Here is a 16584-nt window from a genome sequence, read left to right as displayed (position 1 = left end):
AGTCTTTAGTTTTCAGTTGACAGTATAAAAAACCGAAGTAAATTTCACTTCGGTTTTTTTATTAGAATAAGGTATATCCAAATACCAAGTTGTAGGAGTTGTATGTTGAAGTTAAAGAGGTGGTGGCTAATACCTGTTTGGACTGATATTTAATCTCTAAACTATAGCTTTTGTATTTGTAGCCTAAGCTAAAAAAATAGTTAATAGATGAGCTCGCATCTAAATTTTCTAATTTAGATCCATTAATAACATTTGATTTAATAGATGTATTTAGAAAAAGATCATAAACAAAGGAACCTGTTACAAATATTTTTGTTTTATTACTTAGAAAAAAGTTATGTCTTAGTCCAATAGGTATTTCAATAGAGTTGTAATTCAGATTATGATTGATGATTTTTTCTCCACCAATTAAACTTTTGTATTTTGTAGATTGGTTACTATTGTATTTTTGATACATAGCTCCAAAAACTAATCCCCATTTATTATTATTAAATGGTAAAGTGTATTCGCTTTCTATACCAAACCTTATTCCTGAGTTATTAAATTCAACATTCCTTATATTAGTCTTACCTGGAGTGTTTCCTTCAAGTTTAAAGTTACTGTGATGTGATCCAAATTTTAAAGTTATATTAATAGGTTTTTTATTTTGAATTAATCTATTGGTTTTTTTTAAACTATTACCATTATAATTTATAAAAAAACGAATTAATGAGTTTTTATTATACTTTAATTTTTGAATGTTTTTTAAGTTTGTTTTTTTAGAAGGTAAAGTTTGTAATAACTGTTGTTTATATCTTTTATTTACACCAATTTGATGATTGTTTAATTTAAATTATAGAGGTCAGTATATAAGTTCATATCTTTAAAGTCAACGAATATAATGTTATTATGAATATTTTTAAAGGCCAAAACCTTCTAGAGTTTGCTGATCGGTTCAAAACTAATGAAGATTGCAAGGAATATTTGGCAGATATTAAATGGAAAAATTGTTTTCAATGTGTTAAATGTGGTCATAAAAAGGCTCAAATAAGAAAGGATTTCTCACGTACTTGCAATATTTGTTCTCATCAGGAATCTGCAACGTCAAACACACTTTTCCACAAAGTTAAATTTGGAGTTAGAAAAGCTTTTTTCATTGTTTTTGAAATGAGTACAAGTACAAAAAGTCTTTCTGCAAGCTATGTTTCAGTTCGTTTTAGTGTCACAGAAAAGACAGCACGTTTATTTATGCTTAAAATTAGAGAGGCTATGAAAAGTAGTGGAAATAATCCTATGACTGGGATTGTTCATGTTGATGAGTTTGTTCTAGGTGGTCGTGAAAAAGATAAAGTGGGCAGAAGTTATAAAGCAAAGAAAAAGAAGGCTATAACTGCTGTTGAGCTAACTGAAGATGGAAAAGTAAAAAGAATGTATGCAATGAGAATCGAAGATTTTTCAGCTACTTCTTTACAATATATTTTCGTGAATCATATCAGTCGAGAAGCTAAAGTGATAACTGATAAATGGAGAGGCTACAGACCTATTGCTAAAGCCTATGATATTACCCAAATTGAAAGTAATGGAGGTATGAACTTTAAAGCTCTTCATACAATGATTCATCAAGTGAAATCTTGGATAAGAACAACTTACTCTTGGGTAAGTGACTTTAACATAAACAGATATTTTAATGAATTTTGTTTCAGAATTAATCGCTCACAAAGCAAAGAAACAATATTCAATAACTTAATAAGAAAAATGGTTGAAAAGGGTAAAGTACATCACGAACAAATTATATGTAGATAACTACTGACCTCTATTAAATTTTTTATAAATTAATTGAGTAGTTTGAATCTTATCAGTAGAGTAGAAAAATCTAATAATATTGTTGTTTTTAAAAATGTATAAGTTAGCATTTCCTTGAACAAGTAATTTAAGAAATAAAGTTTCAGTTTTAAAAACAGGGTATCTATTAATAGAGAGGCTATTTAAATTTTTACTTGATCGATCAATTTCTATATTACTTCTTATATATTTTGAATTATTATTTACGCCAAATTCTTTAACGAATTTGATGAAGTTTGTATTCTCTTTAGCAGTATTATTTAGTTTGTAAACAAAATTTGTAGGATTATTTTTCCAATCAATATTTTTTATTAAGCATTCTGTCCGTTTTCCTGAATTATCAATAAAATATCCTTTTTCAAAAGTAATTTGAGCATAGGAGTTTAAGGTTGTAATAAAGATTGCAATGTAAAGTAGTTTCTTTTTTATTAGTCTTCAAATTTTGAACAAATATATATAACAAAACCCAAAGTAAATCTACTTTGGGTTTTGTTATATATATTTGTTGAATTACTTTAAGGAGGAAGTAGTTTTAAATTGATCATTCTCAATTTATCATGATTATTTAAAGAACTGAAATTAATATCCAATTTTAGTTCTCACTCTTTTTAATACATCTTTAGCTACAACGCGTGCTTTTCCTGCTCCGATAGCTAAAGCTTCATCAATCTCATTATGGTTTTCCATATAATGATTGTACTTAGCGCGAACATCAGTGAATTTTTCAAGAATAAGTTCATATAAAGCTTGTTTTGCATGACCATATCCGTAATTTCCGCCTTCATAATTAGCTCTCATTTCTAAAATTTGCTCATCTGAAGCTAATAATTTGTAGAGAGCAAATACATTATCAGTATCAGGATTTTTAGGATCTTCAAGACCTAAGCTATCCGTTTGAATACCCATAATTTGTTTTCTTAATTTCTTTTCAGGTAAAAAAATATCAATAAAATTATTTCTTGATTTACTCATTTTTTCTCCATCAGTACCTGGAACTAACTTTGTGTTTTCGTTAATTTTTGCTTGAGGTAAAATTAAAGTATCTCCAATAATATTGTTCATTCTACTAGCAACATCACGCGTCATTTCAAGATGTTGTAATTGATCTTTCCCTACGGGAACAATTTCGGCGTCATATAATAAAATATCAGCTGCCATTAACATTGGGTATGTAAATAACCCAGAGTTCACATCAGCTAAACGATCAGACTTATCTTTAAACCCATGTGCAAGTGTTAAACGTTGATATGGAAAGTAACAGCTTAAATACCAGCTTAATTCTGCTACTTGAGGAATATCACTTTGACGATAAAAAACAGTTTTATTAATGTCAATTCCACATGCAAGCCAAGTAGCAGCAACACTATAGGTATTTTCTCTTAATTTATTACCCTCTTTAATTTGTGTTAAAGAATGCATATCGGCAATAAAAATAAAAGCTTCATTTTTAGAGTCATTAGCCATCTCAATAGCAGGTAAAATAGCTCCTAATAAATTACCTAAGTGTGGAGTTCCTGTACTTTGTACTCCTGTCAATATTCTAGACATATATCTGTTTTGAAAAATTATGTAAGCAATGCTTACTACTACTTAATTGTAGCAAAAATAAGCTTAAAATTGTTCAAACAAAAGAAATTACTACATTCGCATTTATGAAATATTTACTTTTCCCTTTTCGATTAATTTGGAGAATTTGGTTCTACTTGCTCATGATTATTTCGATAATTGTAATGTCTCCTTTTATATTGGTGCTTTTATCTGATGAAAAATATTACGGTGCTTTCTGGAAATTAATGAGAGTCTGGGCGTTTTTCTTAATCTATGCAATGGGTTTTAGATTAAAATTTGAAAGAGAGCAAGAGCTTGATCCTGAAAAAAGTTATGTGTTTATAGCAAATCATGCTTCTTTATTAGATCCTTGGATGATGATTGCATCAAGTAAAAACCCTATTTTATTTGTAGGAAAAAAAGAATTAGTAAAATTACCACTGTTTGGCTTTTTTTATAAGAAAGCTGTTATTATGGTTGATAGGAAAGACCCTAAGAGTAGAAGAAGAGTATATACTCGTATAAAAAAACGATTAGATGAAGGTTTAAGTATTGCTATTTTCCCTGAAGGCTTAGTGCCTAATGAAAATGTAGTTTTAGCACCTTTTAATAATGGAGCTTTTAGCTTATCTATACAGTACCAAATGCCAATTGTACCACAATTATACTTTGATGGAAAACGATTGTTTTCTTGGGACTTTTTTAAAGGAAATCCAGGAGTATTTAGGATTAAACAATGTAAATTTATTGAAACAGACAATTTAACAAAAGATAGCAAAAATGCGTTAAAAAAACAAGCTTTTGATTTGCTATACAATGAATTATCTAATGATAAGTTGTATATTAAAGATACAAATAGACCAAATAATGAGCGAGAATTTAAATCACCGTTATAGTAATACAGAAGAAAAGTTAAATATTCTAACTCATGGGTTTGGATTACTGTTAGCTATAATCGCGCTACCTTTTTTAATTTTAAAATCATTAACGTATCCAGAATTTTGGCAATCGATTAGTTTCGTTATATATTTATTAAGTTTAATTGTTTTGTATGCAGCATCAACTTTTTATCATGCGGCTAAAAGACCAAAACTTAGAAGAAGGCTTAATATTTTTGATCATGCTGCTATTTATATTTTAATAGCAGGGAGCTATACTCCCTTTTGTTTAGTTGTGTTACCAGAGCAAACAGGATGGTATATGTTTGTTTTTGTCTGGTTATTCGCGTTAACAGGAGTTATATTAAAATTGTTTTTTACAGGAAGATTTGATAAATTATCAACAGCATTGTATTTAATAATGGGATGGCAAGTTGTTTTTTTAATAAAACCATTAATGAATAACCTATCATATGATGGCCTATTTTATTTGATAGCTGGAGGCGTTTTTTATACTGTAGGAGCTATTTTATACTCGATAAAAAAAATACCTTATAATCATGCTATTTTTCATGTTTTTGTGCTATTAGGAAGTTTTAGCCACTTTTGGGCAATATATAAATATGTGTAATTTTACCATTTAGAAAAAGGAAGCTTACTTAAATTAGAATTATAGTATTCAACAATTCCAGTTACTTCCTTACCTAACCAATTAGGTGTCGTAAAATTTTCATTCTCATCTTCCAGTTCTATCTCAGCTACAATTAAGCCTGTATTTTCTCCTATAAATTCATCTACTTCAAAAGTGTGATTGTTTTCTTTTACTAAGTATCTGTATTTTTCAATAATCCCCTCTTCACATAAATTAAATAAATCTTGTGCTTCTTTTAGGTCAATTTCCTTTTCCCACTCAAACCTAGTAGTTCCGCTTTTATTTGAAGCACCTTTAATTGTTAAAAAGCCAGCATTGTCTTTTATTCGAACTCTTACAACACGTTCTTTTTTAGAATTTAAGAAACCTTGTTTTATGTAACTTTTTTTATAAGCTAGTTGTTTGTAATCGGTAGAAGTTACTAGAAATTTTCGTTCTATTTCAAAAGTCATAAGAAGTTGTATCAAATTTTTACGAATGTATCATTTTTGTTGTTATTATTAAATACCTTTGAAGCTAATAATTATTTAAAAACTTAATTTAATGGCATTAATTACAACAAAAGCAATTGTTATTAGTGTTCTTAAATATGGTGATACAAGTTTAATTGTAAAATGTTTTACTTTAGAAGATGGTATTCGTTCTTATATGATAAGGGGGGTGTTAAAATCAAGAAAAGGAAAATTAAAAACGGCCTATTTTCAACCACTAACACAGTTGGTTATTGAGGCAAAGCATAACAATAAAAACACACTAAACTCTATAAGAGAAGCACATGTTATTCACCCATATGAAAATGTTTATACCTCAGTTGTAAAACAATCAATTGTTTTGTTTTTGTCGGAAATACTTTCAAGTATTATTAAAGAAGAAGAAAAAAACGAGGTATTATATGAATATATTGAAACAGGTTTAATCTGGTTAGATACTCATGATAATATTGCTAATTTTCATTTACTTTTTTTATTGAATTTATCTAAGTTTTTAGGTTTTTATCCAGATGTATCTGAATCTTATAAAACAGCCTTTAATTTGCTAGAAGGAAGATTTATGGATGCTGAATATGAGAAATTGTCGGTAACAGGAAATAAATTAATTTTATTTAAGAAGTTGTTAGGCATAAATTTTGATGTGTTAGATTCAGTTTCGTACAATAAAAACGAAAGACAAGTGATTCTTAGAGTTATAATTCGATATTTTGAATTACATTTGGAGGGCTTTAGAAAGCCAAAATCATTAGATATTTTAGAAACCGTGTTTAGTTGATATATGAAGCAAATTGTAACTGCATTTTTTTTACTGATAATTACTACTGTTTTTTCACAAAATCTTACCATAATTGATGCTGAAACAGGCAAGTCAATTGAAGGGGTTGCTGTGTATAATAAAAATAAAACAGTATCAGCAATAAGTAATATTGATGGACTAGTAAGTGCTTCAAATTTTAAGAGTCACGAAATTCTTGTTTTTTCACATGTTGCTTACGCTGAATTTCAAGAAAAAAAAATAAACTTAAAGCAAAATAACTATAAAATTTTCTTATCTAAACATTCTGAACAATTAGATGAGGTTGTTGTTTCTGTTTTTAAAAATAAAGAGAAAACAAATAGAATTGCAGAACAAATAGCTGTAGTTTCATTAAGAGATATTCAAAAAATATCACCACAAACCTCTGCTGATTTATTAGCAAGTATTCCTGGAATAAAAGTGCAAAAATCACAGTTTGGAGGAGGGAGTCCTGTACTTAGAGGTATGGAAAGTAACCGTGTTTTATTAGTGGTTGATGGTGTTAGAATGAATAATGCAATTTATAGAAAAGGCCATTTACAAAGTTCAATAACAGTTAGTCCCAATTTATTAGAAAGAACAGAGGTTATTTTTGGACCGTCATCTGTTATTTATGGTTCTGATGCTCTTGGAGGAGTGATTCATTATTATACAAAAACACCAAAGTTATCAGATAAGAATAAAATTAAAGGAAGTAGTTTTTTACGTTACAGTTCTGTAAACAATGAAATAACCAATACTGTTTCTGCTGAGCTTCAATTTAAAAAATGGGCATCGTTTACAAGTGTATCTCATAGTAATTTTGGAGATTTAAAAATGGGAGAAAATCGATCTCACGGTTTTAAAGATTGGGGTAAAGTATTTTCTTATTCGGATAATTTAAATGGAAATTATAGTGAAACCCCATTAGTAAATAATGACGTTGATTTACAAAGAAATACTGGGTTTAGTCAAACAGATGTTCTTCAAAAATTATTTATTCCATTATCAAAAAGAACAGATTTAAAACTTAATATTCAATACTCAACATCATCTGATGTGCCTCGTTTTGATAAGTTAATGGAATTGAAGTCAGGAAATTTAAAGTTTGCTGAATGGTATTATGGTCCACAAAATCGATTTTTAATTTCATCTCAACTAGAAATAAACCCAAATAAAAAGTGGTTAAAGGAAGGGGTTTTTACAGTGGCATATCAAAATGTTTCAGAAAGCCGTATTCAAAGAAAATTTGGAAGTTTAGAAAGGTCTCATAGAGAGGAAACAGTTGATGTATATAGTATAAATGGTGATTTTACAGTACCCTTAGCTAGAAAGCGTAATTTAGGATACGGTTTTGAAGTTGCTTATAATGATGTGAAATCAAATTCTTATGGTAAAACATTAAGAGTGAAAAATAATGAAGTTGTTGGATTTGATGATGATTTCACAGTTCAATCTCGATATCCTGATGGAGGAAGTAGCTATTTTAGTTCTGCAATGTATTTAGATTATAGACAAGATATATCTTCTAATTCAACCTTAAATACAGGAATTCGATTAACTAATACGCAATTAGAAGCTAAATGGATTGATGAAACTTTTATAGAGTTACCTAGTAACGATATAAATTTAAACAATATTGCTGTAACAGCAACTATTGGTTATGTGTACAAACCAGTTAAGAATTTGCAACTAAATGCAGTGTTATCATCAGGGTTTCGATCACCAAATATTGATGATGTTGGTAAAGTAAGAGAGAAAAATGGTAAGGTAACTGTACCAAATATTACTTTAAAACCAGAACATGCATATAATGCAGAAATAGGAGTGCAAAAGTATTTTAACAATCGGAAATTTAGAATAGGTGCCAATGTATATTACACGCTGTTAAATAATTATATTTATCGTGAAGCTTTTCAGTTAAGCGGAGATAATACTGTCATGTATGATGGTGAAGAGGGTGATATTGTTGCTAATGTAAACAAAGGGACAGCATATATTACTGGAGTAACAATAAACTACCAAGGTAAATTATTAAAAAACTGGAGTACTTCAGGTTTTTTAACCTATACAAAAGGAAAAGCACACGATACAAATTTACCAATGTCTTCTATTCCTCCTTTATTTGGACGTTTTGAGTTAAATTATTCTAACAAAAAATTTGAGGGCGGAGCTAATTTAGTATTTAATGCTAAAAAAAATATTACAGATTATAATTTAGACGAAGGTATAGATAATCATACTCAAACTCCAATTGTAAACGAGAATGCAACAGAAGACGTTGATAAGTATTTTGGTACACCAAGTTGGATAACTGTTGGTTTGTTTGCTAAATATACTGTAAACTCTAATGTTTCAATACACACACAGTTTGCTAATTTATTTGATAAGCATTATAAAGAATTTGCCTCTGGTGTTTCTGCTCCAGGACGTAATATTTCAGTATCATTGGTAACTAATTTTTAGAAAAAAACAGATATGATTAATATATTTAAAATAGTAAGTTTATTAGAAGGAGTTTCTTATTTGTTATTACTTTTTATAGCAACACCTATTAAGTATTTACAAGGTAATCCAGAATATGTAAAAATGTTAGGAATGCCTCACGGATTGTTATTTGTAGCCTATATAATTATTGCAATTATGTTAAAGTTTGAATTGAATTGGGGTGGTAAAACCTTCGGGATTGTTTGCTTGTTATCTATTCTTCCTTTCGGAACTTTCTTTGTTGGAAAGTATTTAAAAGAATAATATCATCCCAACAAAAAAACGTAGAGTAATCTTTTATTTACAGTAAATATTATTTGAAAGTTCTGTCTTAGAGATTATTCTATGCTTCGTTATTAAGTAAATTAAAATACTATCCACCACTAACAGGCGGAATAATAGCAATTACATCATTATTTTGAATAACAGTTTCATCAGTAGCATAGCTTTCATTAATAGCGATAGCATATGCGCTCATTTTTTCTAATTTTGGATGTTGTTCTTTAAGTAGTTCTTTAAAAGAAGTAACAGTACAATTAATAGGAAGCGCAATCTCTAAAGAAGAACTTCCAATCAAATCTGTAGCAATACCAAAAAGTAATACGTTTATATTCATAAATCAAAATTACAATTTAATTCCAAATAGTACGCGGTTTTCATTTTTTCCATTAAAATTAGAACGAGCAAAATCAACACGTAAAAAACGCCATTTTCCAAAGCCAATATTATCTAAACCAACCGCAAATTCAGAATATGGTTTGCTATCTGCTGTAAATAAACCTTTAGCACTGGTAATTAAATGAAAGTTTAGTTTATTAAGTAATGGTATTTTGCTTAATAGTGCTCCTTTAAAGTTGTATTCTCCGTGTAATTCACCATACTTATCATTAGTACTTAATTGATAATAGGGTAACATGTAGAAATTGTTTAAGTAATTGTCTTTAGGAGCTATTAGTAAGCGATTCCCATTAAAATGAGCATGATCTATGAACGGAATGTCTTTCTTCTCTAAAAACAGTCCTCCTTTGGCTTTGTATTTAAATTCTCCCCAATTATTTAAGGATACCTTTTGAGTTAATTGTGAAAATATAACATCTGAATTCCATTGCGAATTACTTGAACCGAAGTTCTTTTTATAACCAACAAATAAAGATGGGTATTTGTTGGTCGTTACATTAAATTTTCGATTAGGATATGATATATATTTTTGTCCGAAATTAATATTTGCACCCATAGTAAGCGACCACATTTTGTGTGCTGTAAATGAAGAAGTGAAATTGGTAGGCTCTTTAGGATTGTTTGAAGTATAATTAATATCGTTTTTAGGAAACATTACATAATCTGTTGTATTAAATAATGGTTTTCTGTAAGCATATTCTAATCCAGAGAACATACGAACACCGTTTGTTACCTCTTTTGAAAAATCAATTTTAGCAAATGTTTTCTCATAAATTTTCATGTAATTTCTTTCAAATAAAACAGAACTTATAGTGTTCCAAAATCTAGAAATAGGTTGTTTTGCGTTAAATTGAGAAGTGGTAATACCTCCAGAAATATTTAAAATTGGTTTTGTGGTATTGTTCCATTTATAAGAGAAAGACCCTGTTGACCTTAATTTTTTATCAGAAAGACCATAATTAAATTTTGTACCAAAACTAAAACGCTTTCCTTTTTTATTTAATAATTTGTAATAATTTAATCCTATAGAAGAGTTCCAACCCTGTACAGTATTGAAGTTTAAACCAATAACGGGAGAAGAAAAACTAACACCCCATTTATTATAAGTGTCATTATAAGAATACCCAGAAAGAACGTCTAAAAGTTTAAACTTATTTTGTTTTGTGTCGATAGAATCTAAATATTTTTTAGATTTTCTTATTGTTTTAATACTATCTTTTAATTTATAATCAGAAGCTTCTTCAGAAGTTAAAGAAACAGAACGAATTTTATTCCAGTATAAACTATCTTTTTCAGTAGCGTTTTCTGCAAAAGATAATATTTCACTTCCAAAATATTTATCAGTAAAGTTTGGTGTGAAATTGTAATTTGAATAAGACGCAGAAAAACGACCATTAAAATTAAAACCAAACATACCTGCTTTAAAATCGATAGTTTGAGTAACAGGAACCCATGCTTTATTTAAAGGTGAATAATTATAATTTTGTTTAATATGTAAAGAATCTACCATTGGCATACTTACTTGTGCTCCTGTTACAACAACATCGGTGCCGTAAATTGCCCAATCATCTTCAACGATATAGATAAACCCATTAAAAACACGATCGTTTTTTCTTTTAGGAAGTAATTTTATTTTACTAATTAACCTTCCGTTTTTATCATAAAAAGTTCCTGCTAGTTTGTATTTGTAATAACTAAATGCGCCATTAGAAATAGGAGAAATCATCTGTGCATCAGCAAGTTTAAAAGAATTTTCGTAAAAATTGAAATTTACTTTATCAGCTTGATTAAAACTGATTCCGTTATCACGACCAGAAACTTTTGAAGCAACAATATGTTCTTTAAAGTTCTTTGGTTTTTTTTGAAATGAAATTTTAGAGATGGTTTCAGAAAGATATACAATTCCACTTCTTGTAGAGTCTAAACCACCACCCATATCATTAATTTCTTTCCCTAAGAATTTCTTAGGGAAATCCTTAACTTTATATAATCCACGAGAATAAAAATCAGCTTTATATCGAGCAAATCTATCTGTATTCTTGCCTTTATTAGCAATTACATTTCTAATAATTTTGTTTGCTGGGTTTTCTTTGGATGAAATTAGAACTTCATCTAAAGCAACCTCTTCTTCGTAAAGGTTAATGTTTAATACGAAAGGAAAAGAATTAATATCAACAGTTTTCTTTACGGTTTTATAGCCTAATATTTGATATACTAACGTATGCTCCCCCTTTTTTTTAACAACTAATTCATAATCTCCGTTATTATTTGTTGTGGTACCAGTAATAGATCCTTCTAAATAAACACTAACAAAAGATAAGGGCTTGTTAGCAATGTTATTTACTTTTCCTTTAATTTGGGAAAAAGAAATAGCATTAAATATTAAAAATAGCAGCGTAATTTTTTTTTTCATAATTAGTTTTATTTTTCAAGGACAAACATAAATGAACAAGCTTAATGTGTTTGTTTATAAGTTGTTAAATATATTATAATGAAAGCTTAAATTATAAGACTATAAAAAAGACTAATACGTTGCCTGTGAATTTAATTGCCTCCTTTTTTATTCTTCTTTTTACCAAATAGACCACCTAAAACATCTGTTACTTTTTTTACTGTTTTGTCAGTTTTATTTGCCGAGGTTTTGGTTGTGTCTTTCTTTTTATTACCTAACAAACTTCCTAGCGTGTTATTAATAAGGTTGTTTTTTTGTTGTTGAATTAATTTTTGACTTAGTTTTGAAACAGACGAAGATAAATCAGTTTTTACTGAAGGGTTTTTCATGTTTCCTGTAATATTTGCCGTGATTGGCACTGTAATATCTTGGTCTTTAGAACTTAGTTTAGAAAGTAAACCCTTAGCTTCATTACCTAAGTATTTAGCAGGTACATCTAAGGTTACGTTGTAATTCATGTTTTGATCAAAACTATGATTTCCGCCAATGTTAATACCGATGTCTTTATATTTAAAATTAAAAGGTTTTACAGCTACTTGCCCTTTGTCAAAAGAAAGATGTGTTTTAATGTCAGATAAGTCTAATTCACTTAGATTAATAAACGATAGCTTGTCGTCTAATAAACTTAAAGCTTTCGTGTTTTTTGGATTTATTTTAGTACTTAAAAGCTCCGCCAATGCTTTACCTGAAAGTGAAGTTAAATTAGGTGTGAAATCTTTATTTAAATAACCAGATAAATTAATGTTAGAATTTAATTTTCCATTCATTGCTGCTGCAATTGGACTTATTGATTTTAGTAAGTCTAAGCCATTAAAAGATTGAGAAATGTCAAATGATTTTATACCCAAATCCATATTAAAAGATGGTGTTTTTTGTTGCGTGTTTACTTCACCATTTAAAGAGATTTCTCCTTTAAACATATTTGCATTTACATTTTTTAATATAGCTTTTTCATCTTTTAAATATAAAACACCTTTTACATTTTTTAAAGTTAAGTTGTCGTAATAAACAGTTTTTACATCAGCTAAAACCTTACAGTCTAAAAAAGCGGGAATTTTTAATGACTCGGTAGGTTTTTCTGTTTTAATTGTTTCATTGTTATCTTTTTCAGAAACAATATTCTCTTGCATAAAATCACTTACATAAAAATTATTCGAATTTACTTTAAAGTTTCCTTGTAGTTTTTTGTTAGAAAGTAAAAAACCTAGTAAATTTTGAATTTTACCGCTAGCATTTAAATCACTTTTTCCTGTATTTGCATCAAATTTTGTTAATGTAACCGTTGTTGGAGTGAAATCTACTTTAGTGTGTTTTATATTAATAGGATTAACAATATCTTTAGAAGAAAAAATAAAATCATTTACTTCAATATTACCTTTGTTTTTAATGCGACTTATGGTATTGTTCTGTATGGCTTTAATATCAAATTTAGTATGTAAATTAGCTTTTAAAATTCCTTGTAACTCATTCTCTAAATCAACAGGATATGCTTTGTTTATATTAGCTAAATTTAAGGTTCCGTTTATCTTTGCGTTAATGCTAGGATTGGTTGTTATATTGTAAACGCTTCCGTTTCCAGAAAAAACATCTTCATCAATCTTAAAAGATAATCCATTAATGTTTACGAAAGTTTGATTAACATATCCAGAAGTGTTTTTTAATTGTGCATCAATATTAATAGCACGAACACTTTTTGGTAAATCAGGATATTTAAAAGAGGCGTTAGTTGATTTAAGTCTGATATCTAAAAGTGGAATAGTGTTATTGGTAACTAACCCTTTAATAGTTCCTGAAACGCTAAAATCACCAGAAGTTTTTACATTTTTTATACTCTTGGTATATGTTTCAGGTATTAAACCTAAAAAGTTTTTAAAATCTGATGAAGGAGTTTTAAAGCTAATATCTATATCTTGATTAGTGTCATTAATTTTAACGTATCCATTAAATATTAGAGGTAACTTATTAAGTTTTGCTTCGTTTTTTAAAAAAGAAAACTTTTTATTTACCAAATCCATTCCTAAAATAGCATCTAATTCTATTTTTTGATTTCTTGCATACGAAGTACTATCCATTTCTAGAGAAACCAACGTAGAAGTTTTTGTGTTTAACTCAGAGTTTGATTGAGAAAAATCTCCGCTACCACTATGATTAAATTCAGATAATAGGAGATTTATTTTTGCTTTTTTATCATAATATTTTATACGAGCATTATTTATCTCATAAGAATTTATGGAAAGGCCAAAGTTAGACGGGGTGTCATTTATATTCTCAGTTTTTATATCAGAGGGTTTAGCTATGTCGTAATTGGCAATTCCAACTTCATTTACTAAAATAGTAAGATCAGCATTGTCAATTGAAAAAGATTGAATATTTAGCTGCTCGGTTGAGTTTTTAAATAATTCGGTAAGCCTTAATTCTAAGTTAATTTCTTTAGTATATAATAATGTATCACCTTTAAAAGGTTTACCATTAATAATAGAAACATTAGAAAGTTGTAATGAAGCATTTGGGAAATCTCTTAGTAAGCTAAGATTTGCGTCTGTAAAATCTAATTGAGCAGTAATGTTATTATTAACTGTTTTCTTTACAAGTGTAATAAGTTTATCTTGAAATAAAAATGGAGTTAAAATTAGTAGAACCAATAATGTAATAAATATGGTTAATATTATTTTATATATTTTCTTCATAGATAAGGGATTAAAGTTTACTTTATTAAAGTGCAAAGTTCAGAAATTATTTGTTAAGTAAATTATAAATTATACTATTTGATGGTTTTTATCTCTTAAAAAGTTTTCTTAAGAATAAAAAGAAGATTTTTTTTAAGTAAATACTTTAAAGTTAACTTGTTATTTACTAATTAACAATGGCATTGATGTTTAAGGTATGTGTTTGAATTTGCAGTCTCATTCAACTAATGAGCTATTTGTGAGGAGTGAATTTTTTATGTGTAATACCAGTTTGGATAAAAATAATTTATTAAAAATAAAAAGGAGACTATTAATAGCCTCCTTTTTATTTTTTTATAAAAAATCACCAAAGAAAAACCAATTCAAGCTTTTTTTGATTTTCCCTTTTTCATTGTGCGATTTTATTTGTTCTTCTTTTTCGCTTTTTATAGATTCTTCTGTAAATAAATCAACAACAAAATCATCGTAATTTTTACCTATTTCCTCTTTTAAATATGCACCGAAATATAATTCACTTGCTGTTTCTCCTTTTATGTTTTCAATATCTAAAAGTGTTTTGTATAGTGGTGCTATTTTTTTAATAACACTATCTGGTACTGCTTTTCTCCGACCGGTAAACCCGATAGTTTTACCTTTTTCATCTTTGTCGATGGTGAAATCGGTAATAACCCAATAATACCTACCACTACGAGTAAGGTTTTTGACTATCGCATGAAAATTATTTCCTTTTTTTAAATTTTGCCATAAAGTTTTAAAAATTATTTTTGGCATATCGGGATGCCTAATGATGTTGTGAGCTTCACCAATCAATTCAATTTTATTATACTCAGAGACTTTTTCGAAAGCATCATTCATGTATAATATAGTTCCATTAGCATCGGTTTTACTTATGATTATTTGGGTTTTGTCCCAGTTAATTTCTTCATCAATAACTTTGGTTGGCCTGAGGGTATTCATAATTATAATAATTTGTATTTAGTCTAAACAAAAATAATAAAATAAAATAAGTAATCTCTAATTAATAAAGGATTACTGGTTATAAGAGCATCATATTTATATGATTAAACAAATAATTTAATATTTCTTTAAATTTTGATGCTCTTTTTTCAAAATAGGTATTAAAATAGAATAAACTTACTTTCCTTTTTAATGAGATGAAATGTAATATTTTTTTAGATTATACTATTTTGTATTGCCTTTTACACTTGCTGTATTTAGCCCTGTTTTCACTTTCATTTTTGTGAATAGTGAAATAAGCTACTATTTAGTAATACAAACTCTTAGGTAAAAGACTTTAACAACTGCATGTAGTTTTGCTGTTTTTAAAACTTTTTCTTTATATGCGTTTTACTAATGATGGTTTGAATTTTATTTCTTCATTAATAAATCTAGCAAAGGGTAAGCTATTCATATATTATTACTGTTTTATTTAAGTAATAATAAAAGTGAAGAACTAAACCTTTGGTTTGTTAAAGAATAATTTTTAATTTATAGCGTGTTTTTTATGGGTTATAGAAAGTCACCAAAGAAAAACCAGTTTAGTCCTTTTTTAATTTTACTTTCTTCTTCAGGTTTTTGTTCATTTTTTAAAGATTCTTCTTTAAATAAATCAACAACAAAATCATTATAGTTTTTACCTACTTCTTCTTTTAGATAACCTTCAAAATATAGTTCACTTACCTTTTCCCCTTTTAATTTTTCAATTTCTAGAAGTGTTTTATATAAAGGCTCAATTTTATCAATTACGCTTTTTGGGACAGATTTTCTACGAGCAGTATACCCTGTGATTTTCCCATCTTTATTTTTATCAATTGTAAAATCTGTAATAACCCAATAGTATTTACCTGTTTTAGTTAAGTTTTTTACAATAGCATGATAGTTTTCTCCTTTTTTTAAAGAATCCCACAAAGATTTAAAAGCAACTTTAGGCATATCTGGGTGCCTAATAATATTGTGTGGTTCACCGATTAAATCAATGGCGTTGTATTCGCAAGCTTCTACAAAGGTGTTGTTTGCGTAGAGTATGGTTCCGTAAGTGTCTGTTTTACTAACAATTGTTTGGGTTTTGTCCCATTTAGACTCTTCGTTAACTACTTGTTTGTTTTGGGGGGTCAT

The 16584-nt window shown here is 28.1% G+C and carries 14 protein-coding genes; 6 read left to right on the top strand and 8 right to left on the bottom strand.

The window, feature by feature from the left end; all coding sequences use genetic code 11:
* Positions 1-61: 61 nt before the first annotated feature.
* On the bottom strand, positions 62-457 hold the full coding sequence (locus tag CXF68_RS03130; RefSeq protein WP_101042913.1) for a hypothetical protein: 396 nt from the start codon (positions 455-457) through the stop codon (positions 62-64).
* Positions 458-888: 431 nt separating this feature from the next.
* Here CXF68_RS03130 and CXF68_RS03125 point away from each other — a divergent pair, with 431 nt between their 5' ends.
* Positions 889-1782 carry an IS1595 family transposase gene (locus CXF68_RS03125; protein WP_101042912.1) on the top strand — a complete coding sequence of 298 codons (894 nt, stop codon included), beginning with the start codon at positions 889-891 and terminating at the stop codon, positions 1780-1782.
* A 618-nt stretch (positions 1783-2400) separates the two neighbouring features.
* Here the strand turns inward: CXF68_RS03125 and trpS are convergent.
* Positions 2401-3369 (bottom strand): tryptophan--tRNA ligase, encoded by a 969-nt coding sequence (gene trpS, locus CXF68_RS03120; RefSeq protein WP_101042911.1) that lies wholly within the window; start codon positions 3367-3369, stop codon positions 2401-2403.
* A gap of 104 nt (positions 3370-3473) precedes the next feature.
* On the opposite strand from trpS, the gene CXF68_RS03115 reads away from it, so the two are divergent.
* Positions 3474-4265, top strand: coding sequence for a 1-acyl-sn-glycerol-3-phosphate acyltransferase (locus CXF68_RS03115; RefSeq protein WP_232771602.1), 792 nt, complete (start codon positions 3474-3476; stop codon positions 4263-4265).
* Positions 4237-4878, top strand: coding sequence for a hemolysin III family protein (locus CXF68_RS03110; protein ID WP_101042910.1), 642 nt, complete (start codon positions 4237-4239; stop codon positions 4876-4878). The genes CXF68_RS03115 and CXF68_RS03110 overlap by 29 nt, the downstream gene beginning before the upstream one ends.
* Positions 4879-4880: 2 nt before the next feature.
* Here the strand turns inward: CXF68_RS03110 and CXF68_RS03105 are convergent, their stop codons facing one another.
* On the bottom strand, positions 4881-5351 hold the full coding sequence (locus tag CXF68_RS03105) for a CYTH domain-containing protein (protein WP_101042909.1): 471 nt from the start codon (positions 5349-5351) through the stop codon (positions 4881-4883).
* A 91-nt stretch (positions 5352-5442) separates the two neighbouring features.
* Here CXF68_RS03105 and recO point away from each other — a divergent pair, with 91 nt between their 5' ends.
* Genes recO through CXF68_RS03090 form a run of 3 tightly spaced genes read left to right on the top strand, consistent with a single transcriptional unit; the run spans position 5443 to position 8916 of the window.
* A complete protein-coding gene (gene recO, locus CXF68_RS03100) occupies positions 5443-6165 on the top strand; it encodes a DNA repair protein RecO (RefSeq protein ID WP_101042908.1) in 723 nt (240 codons plus the stop codon).
* Positions 6166-6168: 3 nt separating this feature from the next.
* On the top strand, positions 6169-8631 hold the full coding sequence (locus CXF68_RS03095) for a TonB-dependent receptor domain-containing protein (protein WP_101042907.1): 2463 nt from the start codon (positions 6169-6171) through the stop codon (positions 8629-8631).
* Positions 8632-8643: 12 nt separating this feature from the next.
* Positions 8644-8916: a DUF3817 domain-containing protein gene (locus CXF68_RS03090; RefSeq protein WP_101042906.1), complete on the top strand. Its 273-nt coding sequence runs from the start codon at positions 8644-8646 to the stop codon at positions 8914-8916.
* A gap of 109 nt (positions 8917-9025) precedes the next feature.
* Here the strand turns inward: CXF68_RS03090 and moaD are convergent, their stop codons facing one another.
* The 5 genes from moaD to CXF68_RS03065 all read right to left on the bottom strand — a co-directional run bounded on the left by moaD (position 9026) and on the right by CXF68_RS03065 (position 16584).
* Positions 9026-9268 carry a molybdopterin converting factor subunit 1 gene (moaD, locus tag CXF68_RS03085; protein WP_101042905.1) on the bottom strand — a complete coding sequence of 81 codons (243 nt, stop codon included), beginning with the start codon at positions 9266-9268 and terminating at the stop codon, positions 9026-9028.
* A 9-nt stretch (positions 9269-9277) separates the two neighbouring features.
* Entirely contained in the window at positions 9278-11743 is a 2466-nt protein-coding gene (locus tag CXF68_RS03080; protein WP_101042904.1) for a DUF5686 and carboxypeptidase regulatory-like domain-containing protein, read from the bottom strand.
* 131 nt (positions 11744-11874) lie between these two features.
* Positions 11875-14469 (bottom strand): AsmA-like C-terminal region-containing protein, encoded by a 2595-nt coding sequence (locus CXF68_RS03075; RefSeq protein ID WP_101042902.1) that lies wholly within the window; start codon positions 14467-14469, stop codon positions 11875-11877.
* A gap of 333 nt (positions 14470-14802) precedes the next feature.
* Positions 14803-15426, bottom strand: coding sequence for a PAS domain-containing protein (locus CXF68_RS03070; RefSeq protein WP_101042900.1), 624 nt, complete (start codon positions 15424-15426; stop codon positions 14803-14805).
* A 552-nt stretch (positions 15427-15978) separates the two neighbouring features.
* Entirely contained in the window at positions 15979-16584 is a 606-nt protein-coding gene (locus CXF68_RS03065; RefSeq protein ID WP_101042898.1) for a PAS domain-containing protein, read from the bottom strand.

It is taken from the genome of Tenacibaculum sp. Bg11-29 (assembly GCF_002836595.1).
Lineage (GTDB): Bacteria > Bacteroidota > Bacteroidia > Flavobacteriales > Flavobacteriaceae > Polaribacter.
Note: the sequence above shows the minus strand (reverse complement) of the source record. Positions and strands in the feature narration are given on the sequence as shown.

Excerpts from the sequence above, each read along its gene's own strand:
- CXF68_RS03075 (WP_101042902.1), bottom strand. The coding sequence starts at position 14,469 with ATGAAGAAAATATATAAAATAATATTAACCATATTTATTACATTATTG.
- moaD (WP_101042905.1), bottom strand. The coding sequence starts at position 9,268 with ATGAATATAAACGTATTACTTTTTGGTATTGCTACAGATTTGATTGGA.
- CXF68_RS03125 (WP_101042912.1), top strand. The coding sequence starts at position 889 with ATGAATATTTTTAAAGGCCAAAACCTTCTAGAGTTTGCTGATCGGTTC.
- CXF68_RS03105 (WP_101042909.1), bottom strand. The coding sequence starts at position 5,351 with ATGACTTTTGAAATAGAACGAAAATTTCTAGTAACTTCTACCGATTAC.
- trpS (WP_101042911.1), bottom strand. The coding sequence starts at position 3,369 with ATGTCTAGAATATTGACAGGAGTACAAAGTACAGGAACTCCACACTTA.
- CXF68_RS03090 (WP_101042906.1), top strand. The coding sequence starts at position 8,644 with ATGATTAATATATTTAAAATAGTAAGTTTATTAGAAGGAGTTTCTTAT.
- CXF68_RS03065 (WP_101042898.1), bottom strand. The coding sequence starts at position 16,584 with ATGACCCCCCAAAACAAACAAGTAGTTAACGAAGAGTCTAAATGGGAC.
- CXF68_RS03070 (WP_101042900.1), bottom strand. The coding sequence starts at position 15,426 with ATGAATACCCTCAGGCCAACCAAAGTTATTGATGAAGAAATTAACTGG.
- CXF68_RS03080 (WP_101042904.1), bottom strand. The coding sequence starts at position 11,743 with ATGAAAAAAAAAATTACGCTGCTATTTTTAATATTTAATGCTATTTCT.
- CXF68_RS03095 (WP_101042907.1), top strand. The coding sequence starts at position 6,169 with ATGAAGCAAATTGTAACTGCATTTTTTTTACTGATAATTACTACTGTT.
- CXF68_RS03130 (WP_101042913.1), bottom strand. The coding sequence starts at position 457 with ATGTATCAAAAATACAATAGTAACCAATCTACAAAATACAAAAGTTTA.
- recO (WP_101042908.1), top strand. The coding sequence starts at position 5,443 with ATGGCATTAATTACAACAAAAGCAATTGTTATTAGTGTTCTTAAATAT.
- CXF68_RS03115 (WP_232771602.1), top strand. The coding sequence starts at position 3,474 with ATGAAATATTTACTTTTCCCTTTTCGATTAATTTGGAGAATTTGGTTC.
- CXF68_RS03110 (WP_101042910.1), top strand. The coding sequence starts at position 4,237 with ATGAGCGAGAATTTAAATCACCGTTATAGTAATACAGAAGAAAAGTTA.